The following is a 15,252-nucleotide window of genomic DNA, read 5'->3' on the forward strand; positions in this document are numbered from 1 at the left end:
TGACTTGCACTCACGCCAAGGGATAGGTATCTTTGCCGCGCATTCTCTATTAAGGCTAGGCGCAACACATGGCAGACTTTATCTATACTCCCCCAACCGATCCTTGGTTAGATATTATTCATGAAGATAAAGATATTATCGTTTTGAATAAGCCATCTGGATTGCTGTCTATTCCTGGCCGCCAAGCCCAATATCATGACAGCATCTATAGCCGAGTGCTTGAACGCTTTCCTAATTCACACATTGTCCATCGACTTGATATGGCTACCTCAGGGGTCATTGTAGTGGCGTTAAGGCGTAACGCTGAGCGTGAACTGAAACGGCAATTTCGCGATCGTGAAACCGCCAAAACATACTATGCCAGAGTCGCAGGCCATGTCACTCCGGCCGTTAAGCAAGTTGATTATCCCTTAATTTGTGACTGGCCTAATAGACCAAAACAGAAAGTCGACCACCTTGTGGGGAAACCGTCTTTAACCCATGTTGAAGTGGTAAGCTATGGGAAAAAATCAACACTGGTTAAGCTAACGCCTATTACAGGGCGGTCCCATCAACTTAGAGTACATATGATGGCAATTGGCCACCCAATTTTAGGTGATGGCTTTTATGCTGATCCTTGGGCCAAAAGTCTATCAAACAGGCTGTTATTGCACGCTGCTGAATTAACCATAAAGCATCCTTACCATCAAACGCCATTAACCTTTAATGCTGAAGTGCCGTTTATAACGCCCTTAGATACACAATAATATCAGTCACAATTGACGATAAGTGCTTAGTAAAAAACTAATCATGAGAACTTTTTGATAGCCAATTATCACATTTATCCGTAAATTAATGTCTAATTATAATTTAATTAGGCATTTTACTATGGAAACTCCATTTCAGCGTGACCAGCTAGATAACCAAATCCTAGAAGCATTAATGCAAGAGGCCAGAACCCCATTTGCAGAGCTGGCAAAGCGTTTTGCAGTAAGTGCCGGCACCATTCATGTACGAGTGGAAAAAATGAAGCAAGCCGGCATTATCACTGGCGCGCGCATTACAGTAGACCCCAAAGCTCTAGGTTATGACGTTTGCTGTTTTATTGGGATTAACTTAAAAAGTGCCGGCGATTACCCTGCCGCGATCTCCAAACTCAATGCCCTTGAAGAAGTGGTAGAAGCCTATTACACCACGGGTAATTACAGTGTTTTTGTCAAAGTGATGTGCCAATCAATCGATGGCTTACAGCACGTGTTAATTAACCGCATTCAATCAATCGATGAAATTCAATCGACAGAAACCTTGATAAGCCTGCAAAATCCTATCGTTCGCGGTGTTAAGCCTTAAGCACTGAATTGTCGATACAAAAATGCCCAGCAATTGCTGGGCATTTTTGTCAGTTAATCTGGCGATAGACTAATGGTTTATCACCACTGTTGATAGGAAGTAGCCTAATACTGTTGCGGTACTCACCCCAATAAATCCAGGCACAATAAAGCTGTGATTTAGGACGTACTTACCAATATTAGTGGTACCAGAGCGGTCAAAACTGATTGCCGCTAAATCACTTGGATAAAACGGGAAAAAGAAATAAGCATAACAGGCTGGAATAACCCCAATCAGCACAGGGGCAGGAATGCCTAATGCAAAGCCCAGCGGAAACATAATGGTTAGCACGGCTGCCTGACTTTTTAAGAATATTGATGCCATAAACATCGCAATGGCAAACGACCAAGGGTAAGCACTAACTAAATCACTCAATGAGCTCACTAAGTAACTCTTATGGTGGCCAATAATGGTGTCACTTAACCATGCGATACCAAAGATAATCACCACCGCCGTCATACCGGCTGTAAACACATTGCTGCTAACGATTTTTTGCGGCGAGACTTTTGTTGCCAGTAAAATAATGGCGCCAACGGATAGCATCATAAACTGAATGGCTACCGACATTTTTACGCCTTCAGGCAGTAATTCTTTGCTGAACATTGCCAACATGATCACAGATAAAATACCGCCTAAAAACAGCATTAAGCCTCTTTTCGCTATGGTATCGGTATGGGCTTGATCATCCGTTTCAATTTCTGGGTCAATTAAGTTGTTTTTAAACTCGTCATCTTTTAAACGCGCTTGAAAGTCTTCATCTTTATCAAGATCTTTACCGCGATTTAAGCTCCAAGCACAACCTGCTAATACGCCCACTAAAGTCGCCGGGATAGTGACAGATAAAACATTGATTAAGCTAATATCAAGATGATTATCCATTGCCGTTGCCATAACCACTGCGGCGGCTGCGGCAATTGGGCTGGCTGTAATGCCCATTTGTGATGCCACGGTAGCCATTGCTAAAGGACGCTCAGGGCGGATACCTTTTTTATAGGCCACGTCATAAATAACCGGTAATAATGGATAAACCGAATGACCCGTACCCACTAACACAGTTAATGAATAAGTACATAATGGCCCTAAAAAGGTAATTTGATTGGGGTGTTTTCTTAATAGTTTTTCAGCATACTTAACCAATAATTTCAGGCCACCAGTTGCTTCTAACGTCGCTGATGCCGCGACAACCGCTAAAATAATTAACATCACGCTGACAGGCGGTGAACCGGGGGCGACTCCGAAAGCAAACGCTAATACGGAAACCCCTAAGCCTCCTAATAACCCAAATGCGACCCCGCCATGACGGATCCCCACAAAGATCACTGCAAGCAATAACAACATGTGAACATAAAACATTAGCCAATCTCCTTAGCAAAACCCTATCGTTTTCGAACCTGACTTGGGACAACTAAGCCATTAGCTAACTCAACAACAGCGTTAATTATCGACAAAATCATATCGATACAATTTCAAAATATGTTTCAATTATCTGAATTTATAGCTTAAATTTTAGTTATCTTTCTTACTTAGCCACATACAAGGTTATACATGAAAAATCATCCTCAAAAGTGGGCTAAAAAACAATAAAGTGACAAAGCGCATACAATCCCATAACTATCTTTCATATTTGTGATCTACCAATAATTAAGTCATATGTGATATGGCACCTCGATTCAAAAATTAATTCGATTGCTGTTTCCCAGAGCCTATTTAAGCCAAAACATTGCCAGCAAAAAACCAGTGATAAAACCAGTTCTACCCAGGTAAAAAATACATAACTCTTCTAAGCGATATGAAAATAGCAACGATTTCATTCAGTAATGATTCAGCTAGTTCGCACTATGATGACCTCAACAGCAAAACACTGTGACAAATTATTTATAGTTATGATTTACACTTGGAGTAAAAAATGAAAATTAAACATCTTGTTCTAGCGGGTTTAATCTCATCGGTAATGTCAGTTCCTGCTATGGCATCAGATTGGTTTGTGGGTGGCGCAGCAGGTTATCAGCAAGATACCTATAAAATGAAATCTAGTGCAGAAAGTAATCAGAGAAATATAGAAGAAGATATAAGCTACCAATTTAGAGTGGGTAACTACCTCAATGATAACAACCGTATATACGCCACCTACGGCTATAACTCTGATGATATAGCAAGACAACAAACCTTTTTATTATCATATGATTACCTTGTTGGCTTAGGTGACAGTAATAAAATGAACTGGTTTGTTGGTGCAACTGCAGGTATGACGCATAACGGGATTAAAGACAGTGGCTTTGACTCTAAAAATACCTTTGTATGGGGCGGTCAAACAGGTTTGATGTATAACATTAATAACAGCTGGTCTACTGAAGTGGGTTACCGCTATTTAAAACAAGATTATGATGTAAACGCATCTAATGGGGCGAATAGTGCCAGCTACTCATTAAATGATACACAGCAAGTGTATTTGGCTATTGATTATAAGTTCTAAGCTTAACGCCAATTTAAAGTCTCTATAGCCGATGAAACAAATAAGGATGCCTTGGCATCCTTTTTCATTAGCTGAAAATAAGAACACTATTATTCAACTTTATTTACGCGATCGCATCCATTCCACATAGGTCACGATTGAAAGGATTAAAGACTCAGAGCTTGTCTGAGCAATCACCCCAATAATAACTAACCTTGCTAAGTTTCATCGCTGACGAAATCAGTTCGCCCGAGTATCAGAATAGTTTTACAACATTCCTGTTTATCTAAAAAAACTGCGATTAACTGCAGAGTAATGTCATTTTATGCCTATACTCAATACAAAGACATTAATTAAGGATGATTATGAAGGGTATTATTTTTTCTGAGTTTTTAGAACTTGTTGAAAGCACATTTGGTTTAGAAGTATGCCAAGAAATACTTGATGAAAATGCAGATGAAGGAGTGTATACCTCCGCTGGCACCTACGATCATAAGGATTTAGTAAAACTGATTATCTCTTTGAGTAAAATAACAGGTATCAGTATTGAAGAATTACAGGCTGTATATGGTAAATCAGTATTCACTAATTTACTAGACAGTATGCCAGAGCTTAAAATTAACTCGAGCTCGACTTTTCAATTTATTACCCAAGTCGAAGAATATATTCATCTTGAAGTTAAAAAGCTTTACGGCGATGCAAAGCCACCCAAGTTTGACCTTATTTCAAGCAGTGAATATGACATGGTGTTAGATTATATTTCTGCCCGTTGTTTTTCTCATGTTTGTTTTGGCCTCATTGAAGGCTGCGCTGAATATTATAATGAAAAAATTGATATCCAAATGAAACCGATTCAAGCGGACGGTTCTCAGGTTCGCTTTACATTGACCAAAGTTTAGGCTTTATAAATGGATAGTGAAAAAACAATAGAACTGCTTAAGAAAAAGATTCAACGAGAAACTAAAATTCGCAAAGCAGCTGAATCGCTATTGGAAGAAAAAAGTACCGAACTGTATTTCGCAAAATTACTTGTGGAAGACTCTTTAGTTGTTGCAAAAAAACAAGCTGAACAAGATGAACAACTGCTGATCTTCATCAATAAATTAGAATCCACCCTGTCACATTATAACTCGCAGTTATTACAAGTCCCTCCCAGTGAGCAGGTGATCCAACAATTACTTGAAGATCTGATGGATACTGCCAGTATTAAAGCAATCCGGCTGTCTTCCAGCTTGGATATATTAGAAAATGAACACTTACAATCCGGTGAAGCAACCACCTTTGATGAGTTTCCAACCCCGAAAAATAACTTCCAATGGAATCAAGATAAAACCGAGCTAGTAGTATATCTGCAATTTGGACCTAAAAAAGTGGGCCGATTACATTTTATTTTCCGTACCAGCCCTCAAGAAAGCTGGCATCGCGTGATTGAAAAACAGTACTGTTTAATTGCCGATATGATAAGTGCCTCTTTTCAGCGCCAATTATTACTTAACAAAACCATTAAGGAAAAAATAAGAGCGGAACACTCTGAAAAGTCGACCCGTGACTTTGTGGCAATGATTAACCATGAATTAAGAACCCCCTTAAATGGCTTACTTGGGGCAGCGGAGCTCATGGAGGACACCTCCATTACCAGCTACCAAAAAAAATTACTCATGAGCGTACATCAAGCGGGAGAAATGCTTCGAGTTATTATTAATGACTTACTTGATATCAGCAAAATGAACGCTGGTATGCTTGAGTTGAAATTAGCCACTTTCAGCCCGCAAACCCTAATTGATACCATAGAACAAATTTTTACTGAGAAAATCAAAGCCAAGGGACTGACATTCAGTTGCGAAAATGACCAATCAATACCTACCACCCTGCTTGGGGATGCAGACAGGATTAAACAAATCCTAATTAACCTAATCGGCAATTCAGTTAAATTTACCAATCAAGGATCGATTCATCTACACACATCATGGCAAGACACGTCATTGATTTTTATTATCTCTGACACAGGCTGCGGCATCCCCCAAAATAAGCAAGCAAGCTTATTTGAGCCCTTCACCCAAGTCGATAACTCTAGCCAAAGAAAGTTTGAAGGAACAGGTTTAGGGCTATCCATTTGTAAGCAGTTGATTGAATTGATGAATGGTGAGGTCAGCTTCGTCAGTACCCTTGATAAAGGGACAGAGTTTACCGTTAAGCTGCCCCTTGAACTTGCCGTAGAAAATAACCAAAGTGTTATTGAGGTAAACAGGAATACTCACAGTATCAATCATCTACGCATTTTAGCCGTAGAAGACATCAAGACCAATCAAGTTATTTTAGGGATGATGCTAGATAAATTTAGCATTAACTATCAGTTCGCTGATAATGGAGAACTAGCCCTTGAAGTCTTAAAAAATAATGAATTTGATATCATTTTAATGGATTGCCGTATGCCCATTTTAGATGGATTTCAAACAACAAAGTACTTACGTAAACAGGGTTATACTAAACCGATAATTGCACTAACGGCTGGCACAACATCCACTGAAGTCGCTGAGTGCGTTGAATCAGGCATGAATGACATTTTACACAAACCTTATAAACTTAAAGAGTTGGAGGCCGCGTTAAAAAAATGGAGCTATGGGCTACAACACTATGATATTTAGCTTTCGAAGCTAGCGCTTTAGCGGGTAATTGTGTCTCATACAACAAAGCAATGAACGCAATGAACGAAATGAACGAAATGAACGAAATCAACACAATTACTATTAGGAAATTAAACCTGGCTTGGTAAATTTCAAGCACAAAAAAACCGACTTACGTCGGTTTTATCCTCAAAGAGGAGATGGTACCAGCGGTCGGACTCGAACCGACACGTCTTTCGACAGGGGATTTTGAATCCCCCATGTATACCAATTTCATCACGCTGGCATCATATTGTAGTCAATCAAGCTTGGCTCAATTGAGTGACGGAATTATACCTAGGCCAATGACAATGGCAAGCCCTTTCATAAGCAAAATGATCAAATCAATCTCAATAGCTTAAATCTCATTCAAGTAGAGTAAATTTGCGCTAATCGACATTAATAAATCTTCCCCATTAAAAAGCACTGACTTTATTGATCAAGATCATAAATGTTAAAAAATGAAAATAGTATGTTAAAGCTAGTTTTACAATGAAAGGATAATGATTATGGCTTTTTGGTTAGATTTAATGTTTGGTAACGCAATCGGATTGCTGTCAATGATTGTTATCTTCTGCACCATGGGGATCATGTCTTACATGATGTGGATGTTTATTGTGAAATCTGCTCCTAAGGAATAGTTACTACCCTCCTTCTATAATTTTTGTTATTTGTTATTTGTTATTTGTTATTTGTTATTTGTTATTTGTTTCTTTAGGGGGCTTTCGCCCCCATTTTTATGTTTATTAAACCTAATTTTTAGATTACGCGGCATGCTTTCTAGATTGCACTAGACCATTTACAAACTGTGGTCGCGCTTTAATAAGGTGATTAAGCTCTTCCTTACTTGGCTCGCCTGCGGGTAATCTCAATACTTCACGATTTAAATACAAACGCGCTTTCATTGAAATTTTATACTCAGCAGTCGGTCCTTGAATCGCATAGTGACGCTCATTACCCACTAACTCTAAAATATTACTGTCCACTAGACCTTTAACTGCCAATTCGTTTTGCGGTAGCGCCAAAATTGTCGCTCCCTGTAAAAAGAACTCTCGCAGTAACGCTCGCTCAGCGGGATCGAGTAACTTAACTTTGGCTTCTATGGTTTCAACAGCGCGTTTTTCTTTTAAAATCCCAATCGACTCGTCAACCACAAAGGTGAATAATTGGCTTAAGAAAAAAGCGGCACCAACAATGAGCCCTAAGCCAATAAAATGGCCATAATCTGACACCAGAGCCGACAAAGAAAGCGTCTCAAGCACGTGCTGAGGTGCAACTAATAATACCGCACAAGCGATCACTAACCACAGCATAGTGCTGACTAAAACGCGTTTGATATTCACTAAATTTACAGCCTTTAATTTCATTTTCATCATCATGCTATCCACAGTGTCAGATTTTTGAATCTAGACTTAGTAAAGCAATTTCAATGCCAATAAAATTAGAAATGAATAAAAGCAGTTAACGCAATGACTTATTTAGAGGGAAGAGCAAACAACGGCAGTTAGGCGCATCAAATAAGCTGTTTAATGCGCCATGAAGATCGAAACTAAGCTATAGGTTAAATGAGATTGATAAGCTAAACGTTAAGCTTAAAAATATTGGCATTCTGTATACATTATTTGGCTGCCAATTTGGCTAATACTCGACTTGCAGCAATAAAACCAAAAGTGCCAGTAACCATAGTCACTGCGCCAAAGCCTGACGCACAATCCATTCTCATACTGCCATCGGCGCTATTTTTAGTACTGCAGACGCTACCATCATTTTGAGGATATACCAGTTGTTGCGTTGAAAACACTGCGTCAACGGCAAACCTGCGGGCAACATTTTTTGAAAAGTTATATTCTCTACGCAAAATGTTTCTGACTTTCGCTAATAATGGGTCTTGATAAGTTTTAGCTAAATCGGTTAACTGAATTTGAGTGGGATCGGTTTGACCTCCCGCGCCACCTACGGTGACAATTTTCAGCTTATTTCTTTTACACCATGCAATTAACGCCGCTTTTTGTTTGACGGCATCAATACAGTCAACCACATAATCAATCGCTAACGGACTGGCTTTACTACCCAGATGCTCCGCCAAATTATCGACAGTGATAAAGTCTTCGACTTCATTCACCACGCACTCAGGATTAATTTCAATAATTCGCTGCGCCATTACTTCAACTTTGGACTGGCCGATGGTGGATGCAATTGCGTGAGATTGACGATTGGTATTAGTGACACATATGTCATCTAAATCAATCAGTGTTATTTGCCCTATACCACTTCGAGCCAGCGATTCAGCGACCCAAGTCCCTACCCCACCAATACCGATGATCACGACATGTGCATTAGCAAAGTTTTCCAATGCCGCTTGACCGTATAGTCGACCTATACCACCAAAACGATTTAAGTATGATTCAGACAACATGTATTGCTCTTTAAACTCTCAATGTGGGGGCGGTATTTTATACGAAATCAACGCAGATCTGAATGTATTCCTCAATTAAACCTTAGTTAAACCCTAGTTACACACTGAAACACCTATTACCTAAACCCGCAACATGCAGCAAAAACAAAGAAAGCCAGTTAACCGCACCAATAAAACTGTTAACTACGATTTAAGTCATTGTAAATCATAATGATACATATAAATTAAATCCAACCTAAAGTGACATAGATCACACTTTGGTATGAACTTTTTGTGGCAATATCCTCCACAGAACAGGAATTACTATGAATAACGATAAGGTTGATAACCCAGTCGTTATTTTCTATCAATATCAGCAAGCATAGCTGATAAAAATCAATCCCTTACCAAAGGAAGATTAAGATGATGAAAAAAAACCTGATCACTGCAGCTATTTTATCTTGCACTGCAATGACCTCTTTTACTGCTCTAGCTGATGGCCCAAATTTTTATGGCCGCGCCGATCTTGCAATCACTAACTCTAGTGAAGGTATTGCAACTCAAAACCAAAAAGATGGCACTGTCCTTGAAAATAACTTTTCATGGTTAGGTGTTAAAGGTTCTGAAAAAATCAGTGATGACGTAGAAATCTTATATCAAATGGAGTTCGGCGTTTCTAACTTTGATAACTCTGGTAATACTTTTGCTGCTCGTAACAGCTTTTTAGGTATTAAAACAGTTGCAGGTACTGCATTAGTGGGTCGTAACGACACTGTGTTCAAAGCAGCAGAAGGTGGATTTGATTTATTCGGTAACACCAACTCAGACATCGATTTATTATTTGCTGGTCAAAACCGTGAAGCTGATGGTGTTAGCTACTACTCACCAAAAATTGCTGACATGCTAACGCTAAATGCGACTTACCTAGTTGATGATAACCACGACTCACAAAGCAGCTCTATGTATGCATTAAGTGCCACCATCGGTGATAAAGCATTTAAAACCCATAACTTCTATGCTGCAGCCGCTTACCAAGATGGTATCAGCGATATCGAAGCATATCGTGCTGTTGTACAAGGTAAAATTGGTAACTTCATTGTAGGTGGTTTATACCAAAACAGTGAAAGCCAAAAAGCTGAGTTAGCGCATCTAGAAGGTGACAGTTACTCAGTAAACCTAGCTTATTTATTAGGCAACGTGAAAATTAAAGCAGGCTATAGCTACGATGATTCAGGTTTAGGTAAATATGCAAGTCGTTTAGTTGGCGCTGACAACCTTGAAAACATGAGCGATTTCGAAATCAACCAGTTCAGTGTTGGTGCAGATTACCGCGTTAGCCCAAGTACCTTAGTATATGGTCACTACACTAAGTATGATGGCGACATGGTACTAAACCAAACTAGCCAAAGCTTAAATGACGATATCGTGACTGTGGGTTTACGCTACGATTTCTAACTCATCACAGCGACTTATTAACGGCTTAATCATCGTTTTTAAGCGTTAATTTATCTACCGATATGATGATTAAAAACGGTCTATTTAGGCCGTTTTTTTTGTTTTAGTCATTAGAGGTTGATTTTAATGACCTAATAGCTAAAAAAACTGCAATAACAACTCTTCAAAGCTCCCACTTAAGCAATCCCTAAACCTGATGTAGATCTCATAAATTACTGGGCTAGCGCATTTTTAATTAGATGTGAACCTCTCTAAATAGGTATAACGCTATAAAAGTGTTAACCAAAACCCAAATACACAGCATTTATCACATCTTTTGCACACCAATCTCACCTCAAAACAAAAAACTTGATCTAGGCCACAACTTTTTAACGATAAACCTGCAAATATTGCAACAAGTTTGTTACGCAGAGTGTTCTGCGAAAAATACCACTAAAACAATCCCATATAAATGGGGATAGAACATCATGTTCTAAAGGGAGTATGAAAGATGAAAAAGACATTATTATCTGCATCAGTTGTATCGGTTTTAACCCTCACTTCGTTCGCTGCGCTAGCCGACGGTCCTGATTTTTACGGTCGCTTAGATTTATCTATCACCAACTCCGAAACCGGCGCAACCCTGCAAGGCGGCACTAACGGTGTAACCCTAGGTGAAAGTGGCACTTACATTGAAAATAACTTCTCGCTATTGGGTGTGAAGGGCAGTGAAAAAATTACTGATGGCGTTGAAGTGCTATACCAAATGGAATTTCAGGTAGAGAACACGTCTGGCAAAGGTGATGTTTTCAAAGCGCGTAACACCTACTTAGGAATTAAAACTGAAGGCGGCTCAGTGCTAGTCGGCCGTAACGATACCGTATTTAAAGCTGCTGAAGGTGGTGTGGATATTTTTGGTAACACCAATGCCGATATGGATCGTTTAGTTGGCGGCCAAACCCGTAGTGCCGATGGTTTTTGGTACTATTCACCGCTGATTGCTGACATGTTTACCATTAATGCCACTTATTTAATGGAAGATAATCAAGCCTCTGATGACTCTCAATATGCCTTAAGCGTGACCTTTGGTGACAAAGGCCTTAAAAAACACAATTACTATGTTGCTGGTGCTTATAACAAAGCCATTGGTGGTATTGATGCATACCGCGCAGTAGCACAATTTAAAGCCGGCGATTTTAAAATTGGTGGTTTATTCCAAAACTCAGAAAGTGTGACTAATTCAGATCAAGACGGCAATACTTACTTTATTAACCTAGCTTACAACTTAAATGGCGTAAACTTGAAAGTAGAATACGGCGCTGATGAAGCAGGTTTTGGCAATTATTACAAGAACCTAACAAAAGATACTGCCGGTGTAATGCCTGATGATGTCAATGTGCAAAATATCACTATTGGTGCTGATTATCGCGTTGCTAAATCAACCTTAGTGTTTGCTCATTACGCTATGTATGAAGGTGATTACACAGTGGTTAATACTAAGACTGATCTAAAAGACGATAATGTCTTCAGTGTAGGTATGCGTTACGACTTCTAACAACGAGTTAGTCTACAACTGAAAAGCGACCTGATGGTCGCTTTTTTATTGTCTGCAGCTCACTAAAACAATAGAGAAAAGTTTATGATGATTTGCGGGTTAACAAATAAGCCGCTTCATTTAGCCAAGAAACATTCTTATTAATAAAGCGTGGGTTTTCCGCTAATACATCAGCACACTCGAGTAATTCAATCTCGAAATATGGCGCCAGGTATTGTTCAATCCACTGCGGGCTCACCGCAAATGGCGGGCCATTAAGCTCGGCTTGTGGGTAATCTAAGGTAATCAATAACCCTTTAACTTTAGCCGGAATTAACTTGGCAAGCTGTTGTGCATATTGCTGGCGCATTTGCTCTGGCCAAGCAATTAAGGCGGCGCGATCGTAAAAAGCCTGAATCGACTTTGTCGCCGTTAATGGTAGGGTAAAAATATCACCTTGAATAAGGGTTACTTGATCAGCACAAAAAAATTGATGCTCAGCTTGCGAAGTCATGCTCACAGGCAAATTATTGTCGCTAAAAAAGTCCTCAACAGCGGTTTGGCTTAGCTCACAGCCAACAACATCATGGCCTTGCTCTGCAAGGTAACACATGTCTAATGACTTGCCACATAAAGGTACAAACACCTCTGCGCTGTTATCGACGGCAAGTGTAGACCAATACTTTACTAAAAATGGATTCACTTGCGGCTGATGAAAACCGATTTGTTGTAACTGCCACTTCTCATGCCAAAAACTCGCTTCCATGTAGATAAACTCAAGTCAGTAAATAATGCGTCTAACTCTAATCACTCTAAAAGTGAGATGCAACACTAAAAAGCTTAAACCCGTAAACCACAGTTTGAACCCGACAAACGACAACTTTGATTGACTAAACCTAAGCTATAAAGCAACAGTAATGGCAATGTCTGCTACTCTTGTTCAGCTTTACCTTGAAGCACATGCTGAACTTTTTTAAGCCACTTGCAGTTATCACATTGACAATTACGACGTGATAAATGATGTGGGCTCAAATTCGAGTCAATAAAGTCCACCGCAATCAACAACTGTTGTTTCAGATCTTCCACTGATTTTTTCTCAAGGGCCACCAGTTCATCATTATGATTCATCCAAATGCACTCTTCGCCCTGATGACAAGTAGTACATTGCTCATCACTGGCATTATAAAACACCGCATGTGGACAGTGAGTAACTTCCATCGACTGTAAAATACGTTGCCGTGGAAAAGGAAATAGTGAAATTAAATCCGCTTTGTTAATGGTAGGCATAAGCACTCCTTGATTAAACCGAATATTTTTACTTACTTAAATACTACCTACCTAACGCACAAAACAATTTGACTCACGTCAAAGTTTACAACAGCTAATTTTTACGATAGGTCGGTTTGAGATCTAGGTGAGGTTAATTTGCTTTATAAAGGCTAAAACAGAAAAAAAATCGGCTCAATCAATCCAATAGCTTGCCAGCAATGTGTAAATATGAGTTTATGAGATAAGCCAATACCAATACACTCAACAGGCACCTTGGTACATAGGAAGTTAATTTTGCAAACACCGCAGTTACAGCATTTTTATATCAATGAAGAGCAATCAGTTTACCTGCTCAAGGCTGAAGATGCCCGTAAGCATCGAGCCTGGATCCGTTTATGTAAACAGCAACTAAGCAAGCTTGGTTATCATGATATCGAGTTTATCGGCAAAGGTGCCTATGGCTTTGTGTTTGCGGGTATCAATGATATTAGCCAATCCCATGTGTTTAAGTTTTCCCGCATTACCCTGCCACGAAGCGTGCAAGATAGACTTGAAGAAGAAGCCTTCATGCTCAGTCAATTAGTGCACCCTAATGTCCCTAACGCCATCAAATTTGAGCGGGTCGGCAAGCAAGGCATTATGGTCATGGAGCGAGCCAAAGGTGAAGATCTCGATAAAATCTGTCACCGAATGGGGACGTTACCCATAGCCATGATCATCAGCATTGCACGGCAATTGGCCAATTTATTGTACTACCTGCGCACAGGTAAATGCTTAGTCCATGGCGATATTAAGCCATCAAATTTAGTGTATGACATTGAAAACGACCATTTATCACTCATTGATTGGGGCTCGGCGGTGTTTGCCCAACGTGATGAGCATAATAACTCGGTTGAAGACAATGTGATGTCCTTGATGTCGAGCGATCAACAACACACCAACGCCAGAATGGGCGATGTGTACTTTATCGGTGAAGATCAGCTTAATGGGGCGTTATCCAGTCCAAGATTTGATGAGCAAGGGGTGGCAGCCACCTTATACGCACTGGCATCAGGGCAAATTAGCCGCTTTGGCAGTAAAGTGATCACCGCCAGTAGTTTAGGTTTACCCATTGAGCTGGCCCGCACTTTAGATGGCATGCTTAGCGATGACCCCAGCAGACGTAATTTAGCCGGTGATTATTTTTTAAAGAGCATGCGCCACAATCACCGTATGCACTTGCCACACCTTGGGGCTCAGCCGTTAATTGAAGATATACCACTGTGGGTTTTACCAAAGCAAAAACAAGTCGAAACCGTGAGTTACAGTTCCAGAAAATCATTTTTAAAGGAACATAACACCCAAGACCCCATTACGAAGATGGATGATATTCAATTAGAAAAATATTACCGTAATTTTCTTGCGGGCATGGGTGACACTGAAAAAGGCTTTATTGCCGCAGTGGGTAAATTAGCCCAATACCCGATTGTGGGAGGCCTTGCCATTCATTGGCGTAAAAGCGGCGTCTATATCGACTCTAACCTTGCTATTTATGACCCCGACACTAAGGAAGTGTTAATCCAAGCGGTCAATAATATGGTGACCTTAGCCCGCGGCATTCGACGTATCGGGGTATTTAAAGCCTGCTTTTTTAACGCTAAAGACACCTTACATTTAGAGCGAAACAATCCATCTGAGCCATATAAAATGGTCAACGATGCGCAATTAAGTTTTGAAGTGGGTGATGTGCCCGCATCAGAAGGCCGTTCGCGGCTACATTCTTACTTTGAAGATGGTAAAGATCCTGAAGAGAACCTTGAGCTGCCCACCGAGATCATGACAGAACTGGGTTGGATAAACCAAATTCATCATACCGGCTGTATTATTTTTGAAGCCTTACCTAACCATCTAAAAATACACAGTTATTTGCGCTTATTAAACCCGAGAAAACAAGCAGCTTTTAGAGCTTCTCTGGATAGAATCTTATTTCATGCCAGTAAGATTCAAGGCCATGGGGTCTCAGGTTTTATGAAACTGCCTTATAAAAATACCCGTCAGTTTTCCCATATTGATCATAAAGCGGATCATTTTTACCCTAAAAATCCAAAGCAAATAGCAGAGTGATTATCTGCAGATGTCATCTCATCGGCTAAATTAC

At 39.9% G+C, this 15,252-nt stretch carries 14 protein-coding genes and 1 tRNA gene; 9 read left to right on the forward strand and 6 right to left on the reverse strand.

Annotated elements, in window-relative coordinates:
* Positions 1–68 precede the first annotated feature (68 nt).
* Entirely contained in the window at positions 69–746 is a 678-nt protein-coding gene (rluA, locus tag BCU94_RS00575; RefSeq protein ID WP_102475351.1) for a bifunctional tRNA pseudouridine(32) synthase/23S rRNA pseudouridine(746) synthase RluA, read from the forward strand.
* 121 nt (positions 747–867) lie between these two features.
* Positions 868–1,329 (forward strand): transcriptional regulator AsnC, encoded by a 462-nt coding sequence (asnC, locus tag BCU94_RS00580; protein WP_076540553.1) that lies wholly within the window; start codon positions 868–870, stop codon positions 1,327–1,329.
* Between the two features lie 69 nt (positions 1,330–1,398).
* Here asnC and BCU94_RS00585 read toward each other — a convergent pair whose 3' ends face one another.
* Entirely contained in the window at positions 1,399–2,721 is a 1,323-nt protein-coding gene (locus BCU94_RS00585) for an anaerobic C4-dicarboxylate transporter (RefSeq protein ID WP_102475352.1), read from the reverse strand.
* A gap of 553 nt (positions 2,722–3,274) precedes the next feature.
* Here BCU94_RS00585 and BCU94_RS00590 point away from each other — a divergent pair.
* From BCU94_RS00590 to BCU94_RS00600, 3 genes are all read left to right on the forward strand, one after another.
* Positions 3,275–3,841 carry an outer membrane beta-barrel protein gene (locus BCU94_RS00590; protein ID WP_102475353.1) on the forward strand — a complete coding sequence of 189 codons (567 nt, stop codon included), beginning with the start codon at positions 3,275–3,277 and terminating at the stop codon, positions 3,839–3,841.
* A gap of 344 nt (positions 3,842–4,185) precedes the next feature.
* On the forward strand, positions 4,186–4,719 hold the full coding sequence (locus tag BCU94_RS00595) for a heme NO-binding domain-containing protein (protein ID WP_102436682.1): 534 nt from the start codon (positions 4,186–4,188) through the stop codon (positions 4,717–4,719).
* A 9-nt stretch (positions 4,720–4,728) separates the two neighbouring features.
* Complete coding sequence (locus tag BCU94_RS00600) at positions 4,729–6,465, forward strand: ATP-binding protein (protein WP_102475354.1); 1,737 nt, start codon at positions 4,729–4,731, stop codon at positions 6,463–6,465.
* A 180-nt stretch (positions 6,466–6,645) separates the two neighbouring features.
* Here the strand turns inward: BCU94_RS00600 and BCU94_RS00605 are convergent.
* Positions 6,646–6,730, reverse strand: a tRNA-Leu gene (locus BCU94_RS00605).
* A gap of 262 nt (positions 6,731–6,992) precedes the next feature.
* Between BCU94_RS00605 and BCU94_RS00610 the strand changes: the two genes are divergently transcribed.
* A complete protein-coding gene (locus BCU94_RS00610; protein ID WP_076540587.1) occupies positions 6,993–7,124 on the forward strand; it encodes a DUF3149 domain-containing protein in 132 nt (43 codons plus the stop codon).
* A gap of 123 nt (positions 7,125–7,247) precedes the next feature.
* Here the strand turns inward: BCU94_RS00610 and BCU94_RS00615 are convergent, their stop codons facing one another.
* Together BCU94_RS00615 and tcdA are read right to left on the reverse strand one after the other, a co-directional pair.
* Positions 7,248–7,859, reverse strand: coding sequence for a superinfection exclusion B family protein (locus BCU94_RS00615; protein WP_102436678.1), 612 nt, complete (start codon positions 7,857–7,859; stop codon positions 7,248–7,250).
* A 242-nt stretch (positions 7,860–8,101) separates the two neighbouring features.
* The gene (gene tcdA, locus BCU94_RS00620) at positions 8,102–8,896 is read right to left on the reverse strand and encodes a tRNA cyclic N6-threonylcarbamoyladenosine(37) synthase TcdA (RefSeq protein ID WP_102436769.1); all 795 of its coding nucleotides are present in this window, start codon (positions 8,894–8,896) and stop codon (positions 8,102–8,104) included.
* Positions 8,897–9,304: 408 nt separating this feature from the next.
* Here tcdA and BCU94_RS00625 point away from each other — a divergent pair, with 408 nt between their 5' ends.
* A complete protein-coding gene (locus BCU94_RS00625; RefSeq protein ID WP_102475378.1) occupies positions 9,305–10,333 on the forward strand; it encodes a porin in 1,029 nt (342 codons plus the stop codon).
* A gap of 490 nt (positions 10,334–10,823) precedes the next feature.
* Positions 10,824–11,867, forward strand: a complete 1,044-nt coding sequence (locus BCU94_RS00630; RefSeq protein WP_102475355.1) for a porin — start codon at positions 10,824–10,826, stop codon at positions 11,865–11,867.
* An 82-nt stretch (positions 11,868–11,949) separates the two neighbouring features.
* On the opposite strand, the gene BCU94_RS00635 is transcribed toward BCU94_RS00630, so the two are convergent.
* Both BCU94_RS00635 and BCU94_RS00640 read right to left on the reverse strand, forming a co-directional pair.
* Entirely contained in the window at positions 11,950–12,612 is a 663-nt protein-coding gene (locus BCU94_RS00635; protein ID WP_102475356.1) for a thiopurine S-methyltransferase, read from the reverse strand.
* A gap of 164 nt (positions 12,613–12,776) precedes the next feature.
* Positions 12,777–13,133 carry a hypothetical protein gene (locus tag BCU94_RS00640; protein WP_076540594.1) on the reverse strand — a complete coding sequence of 119 codons (357 nt, stop codon included), beginning with the start codon at positions 13,131–13,133 and terminating at the stop codon, positions 12,777–12,779.
* 276 nt (positions 13,134–13,409) lie between these two features.
* On the opposite strand from BCU94_RS00640, the gene BCU94_RS00645 reads away from it, so the two are divergent.
* Positions 13,410–15,218 carry a protein kinase gene (locus BCU94_RS00645; RefSeq protein ID WP_102436672.1) on the forward strand — a complete coding sequence of 603 codons (1,809 nt, stop codon included), beginning with the start codon at positions 13,410–13,412 and terminating at the stop codon, positions 15,216–15,218.
* Positions 15,219–15,252: the final 34 nt, after the last annotated feature.

The organism is Shewanella sp. 10N.286.52.C2 (assembly GCF_002874545.1).
Taxonomy (GTDB): domain Bacteria; phylum Pseudomonadota; class Gammaproteobacteria; order Enterobacterales; family Shewanellaceae; genus Shewanella.

Coding starts and splice junctions, on each gene's coding strand:
- rluA (WP_102475351.1), top strand. CDS start 69: ATGGCAGACTTTATCTATACTCCCCCAACCGATCCTTGGTTAGATATT.
- asnC (WP_076540553.1), top strand. CDS start 868: ATGGAAACTCCATTTCAGCGTGACCAGCTAGATAACCAAATCCTAGAA.
- BCU94_RS00585 (WP_102475352.1), bottom strand. CDS start 2,721: ATGTTTTATGTTCACATGTTGTTATTGCTTGCAGTGATCTTTGTGGGG.
- BCU94_RS00590 (WP_102475353.1), top strand. CDS start 3,275: ATGAAAATTAAACATCTTGTTCTAGCGGGTTTAATCTCATCGGTAATG.
- BCU94_RS00595 (WP_102436682.1), top strand. CDS start 4,186: ATGAAGGGTATTATTTTTTCTGAGTTTTTAGAACTTGTTGAAAGCACA.
- BCU94_RS00600 (WP_102475354.1), top strand. CDS start 4,729: ATGGATAGTGAAAAAACAATAGAACTGCTTAAGAAAAAGATTCAACGA.
- BCU94_RS00610 (WP_076540587.1), top strand. CDS start 6,993: ATGGCTTTTTGGTTAGATTTAATGTTTGGTAACGCAATCGGATTGCTG.
- BCU94_RS00615 (WP_102436678.1), bottom strand. CDS start 7,859: ATGATGAAAATGAAATTAAAGGCTGTAAATTTAGTGAATATCAAACGC.
- BCU94_RS00625 (WP_102475378.1), top strand. CDS start 9,305: ATGAAAAAAAACCTGATCACTGCAGCTATTTTATCTTGCACTGCAATG.
- BCU94_RS00630 (WP_102475355.1), top strand. CDS start 10,824: ATGAAAAAGACATTATTATCTGCATCAGTTGTATCGGTTTTAACCCTC.
- BCU94_RS00635 (WP_102475356.1), bottom strand. CDS start 12,612: ATGGAAGCGAGTTTTTGGCATGAGAAGTGGCAGTTACAACAAATCGGT.
- BCU94_RS00640 (WP_076540594.1), bottom strand. CDS start 13,133: ATGCCTACCATTAACAAAGCGGATTTAATTTCACTATTTCCTTTTCCA.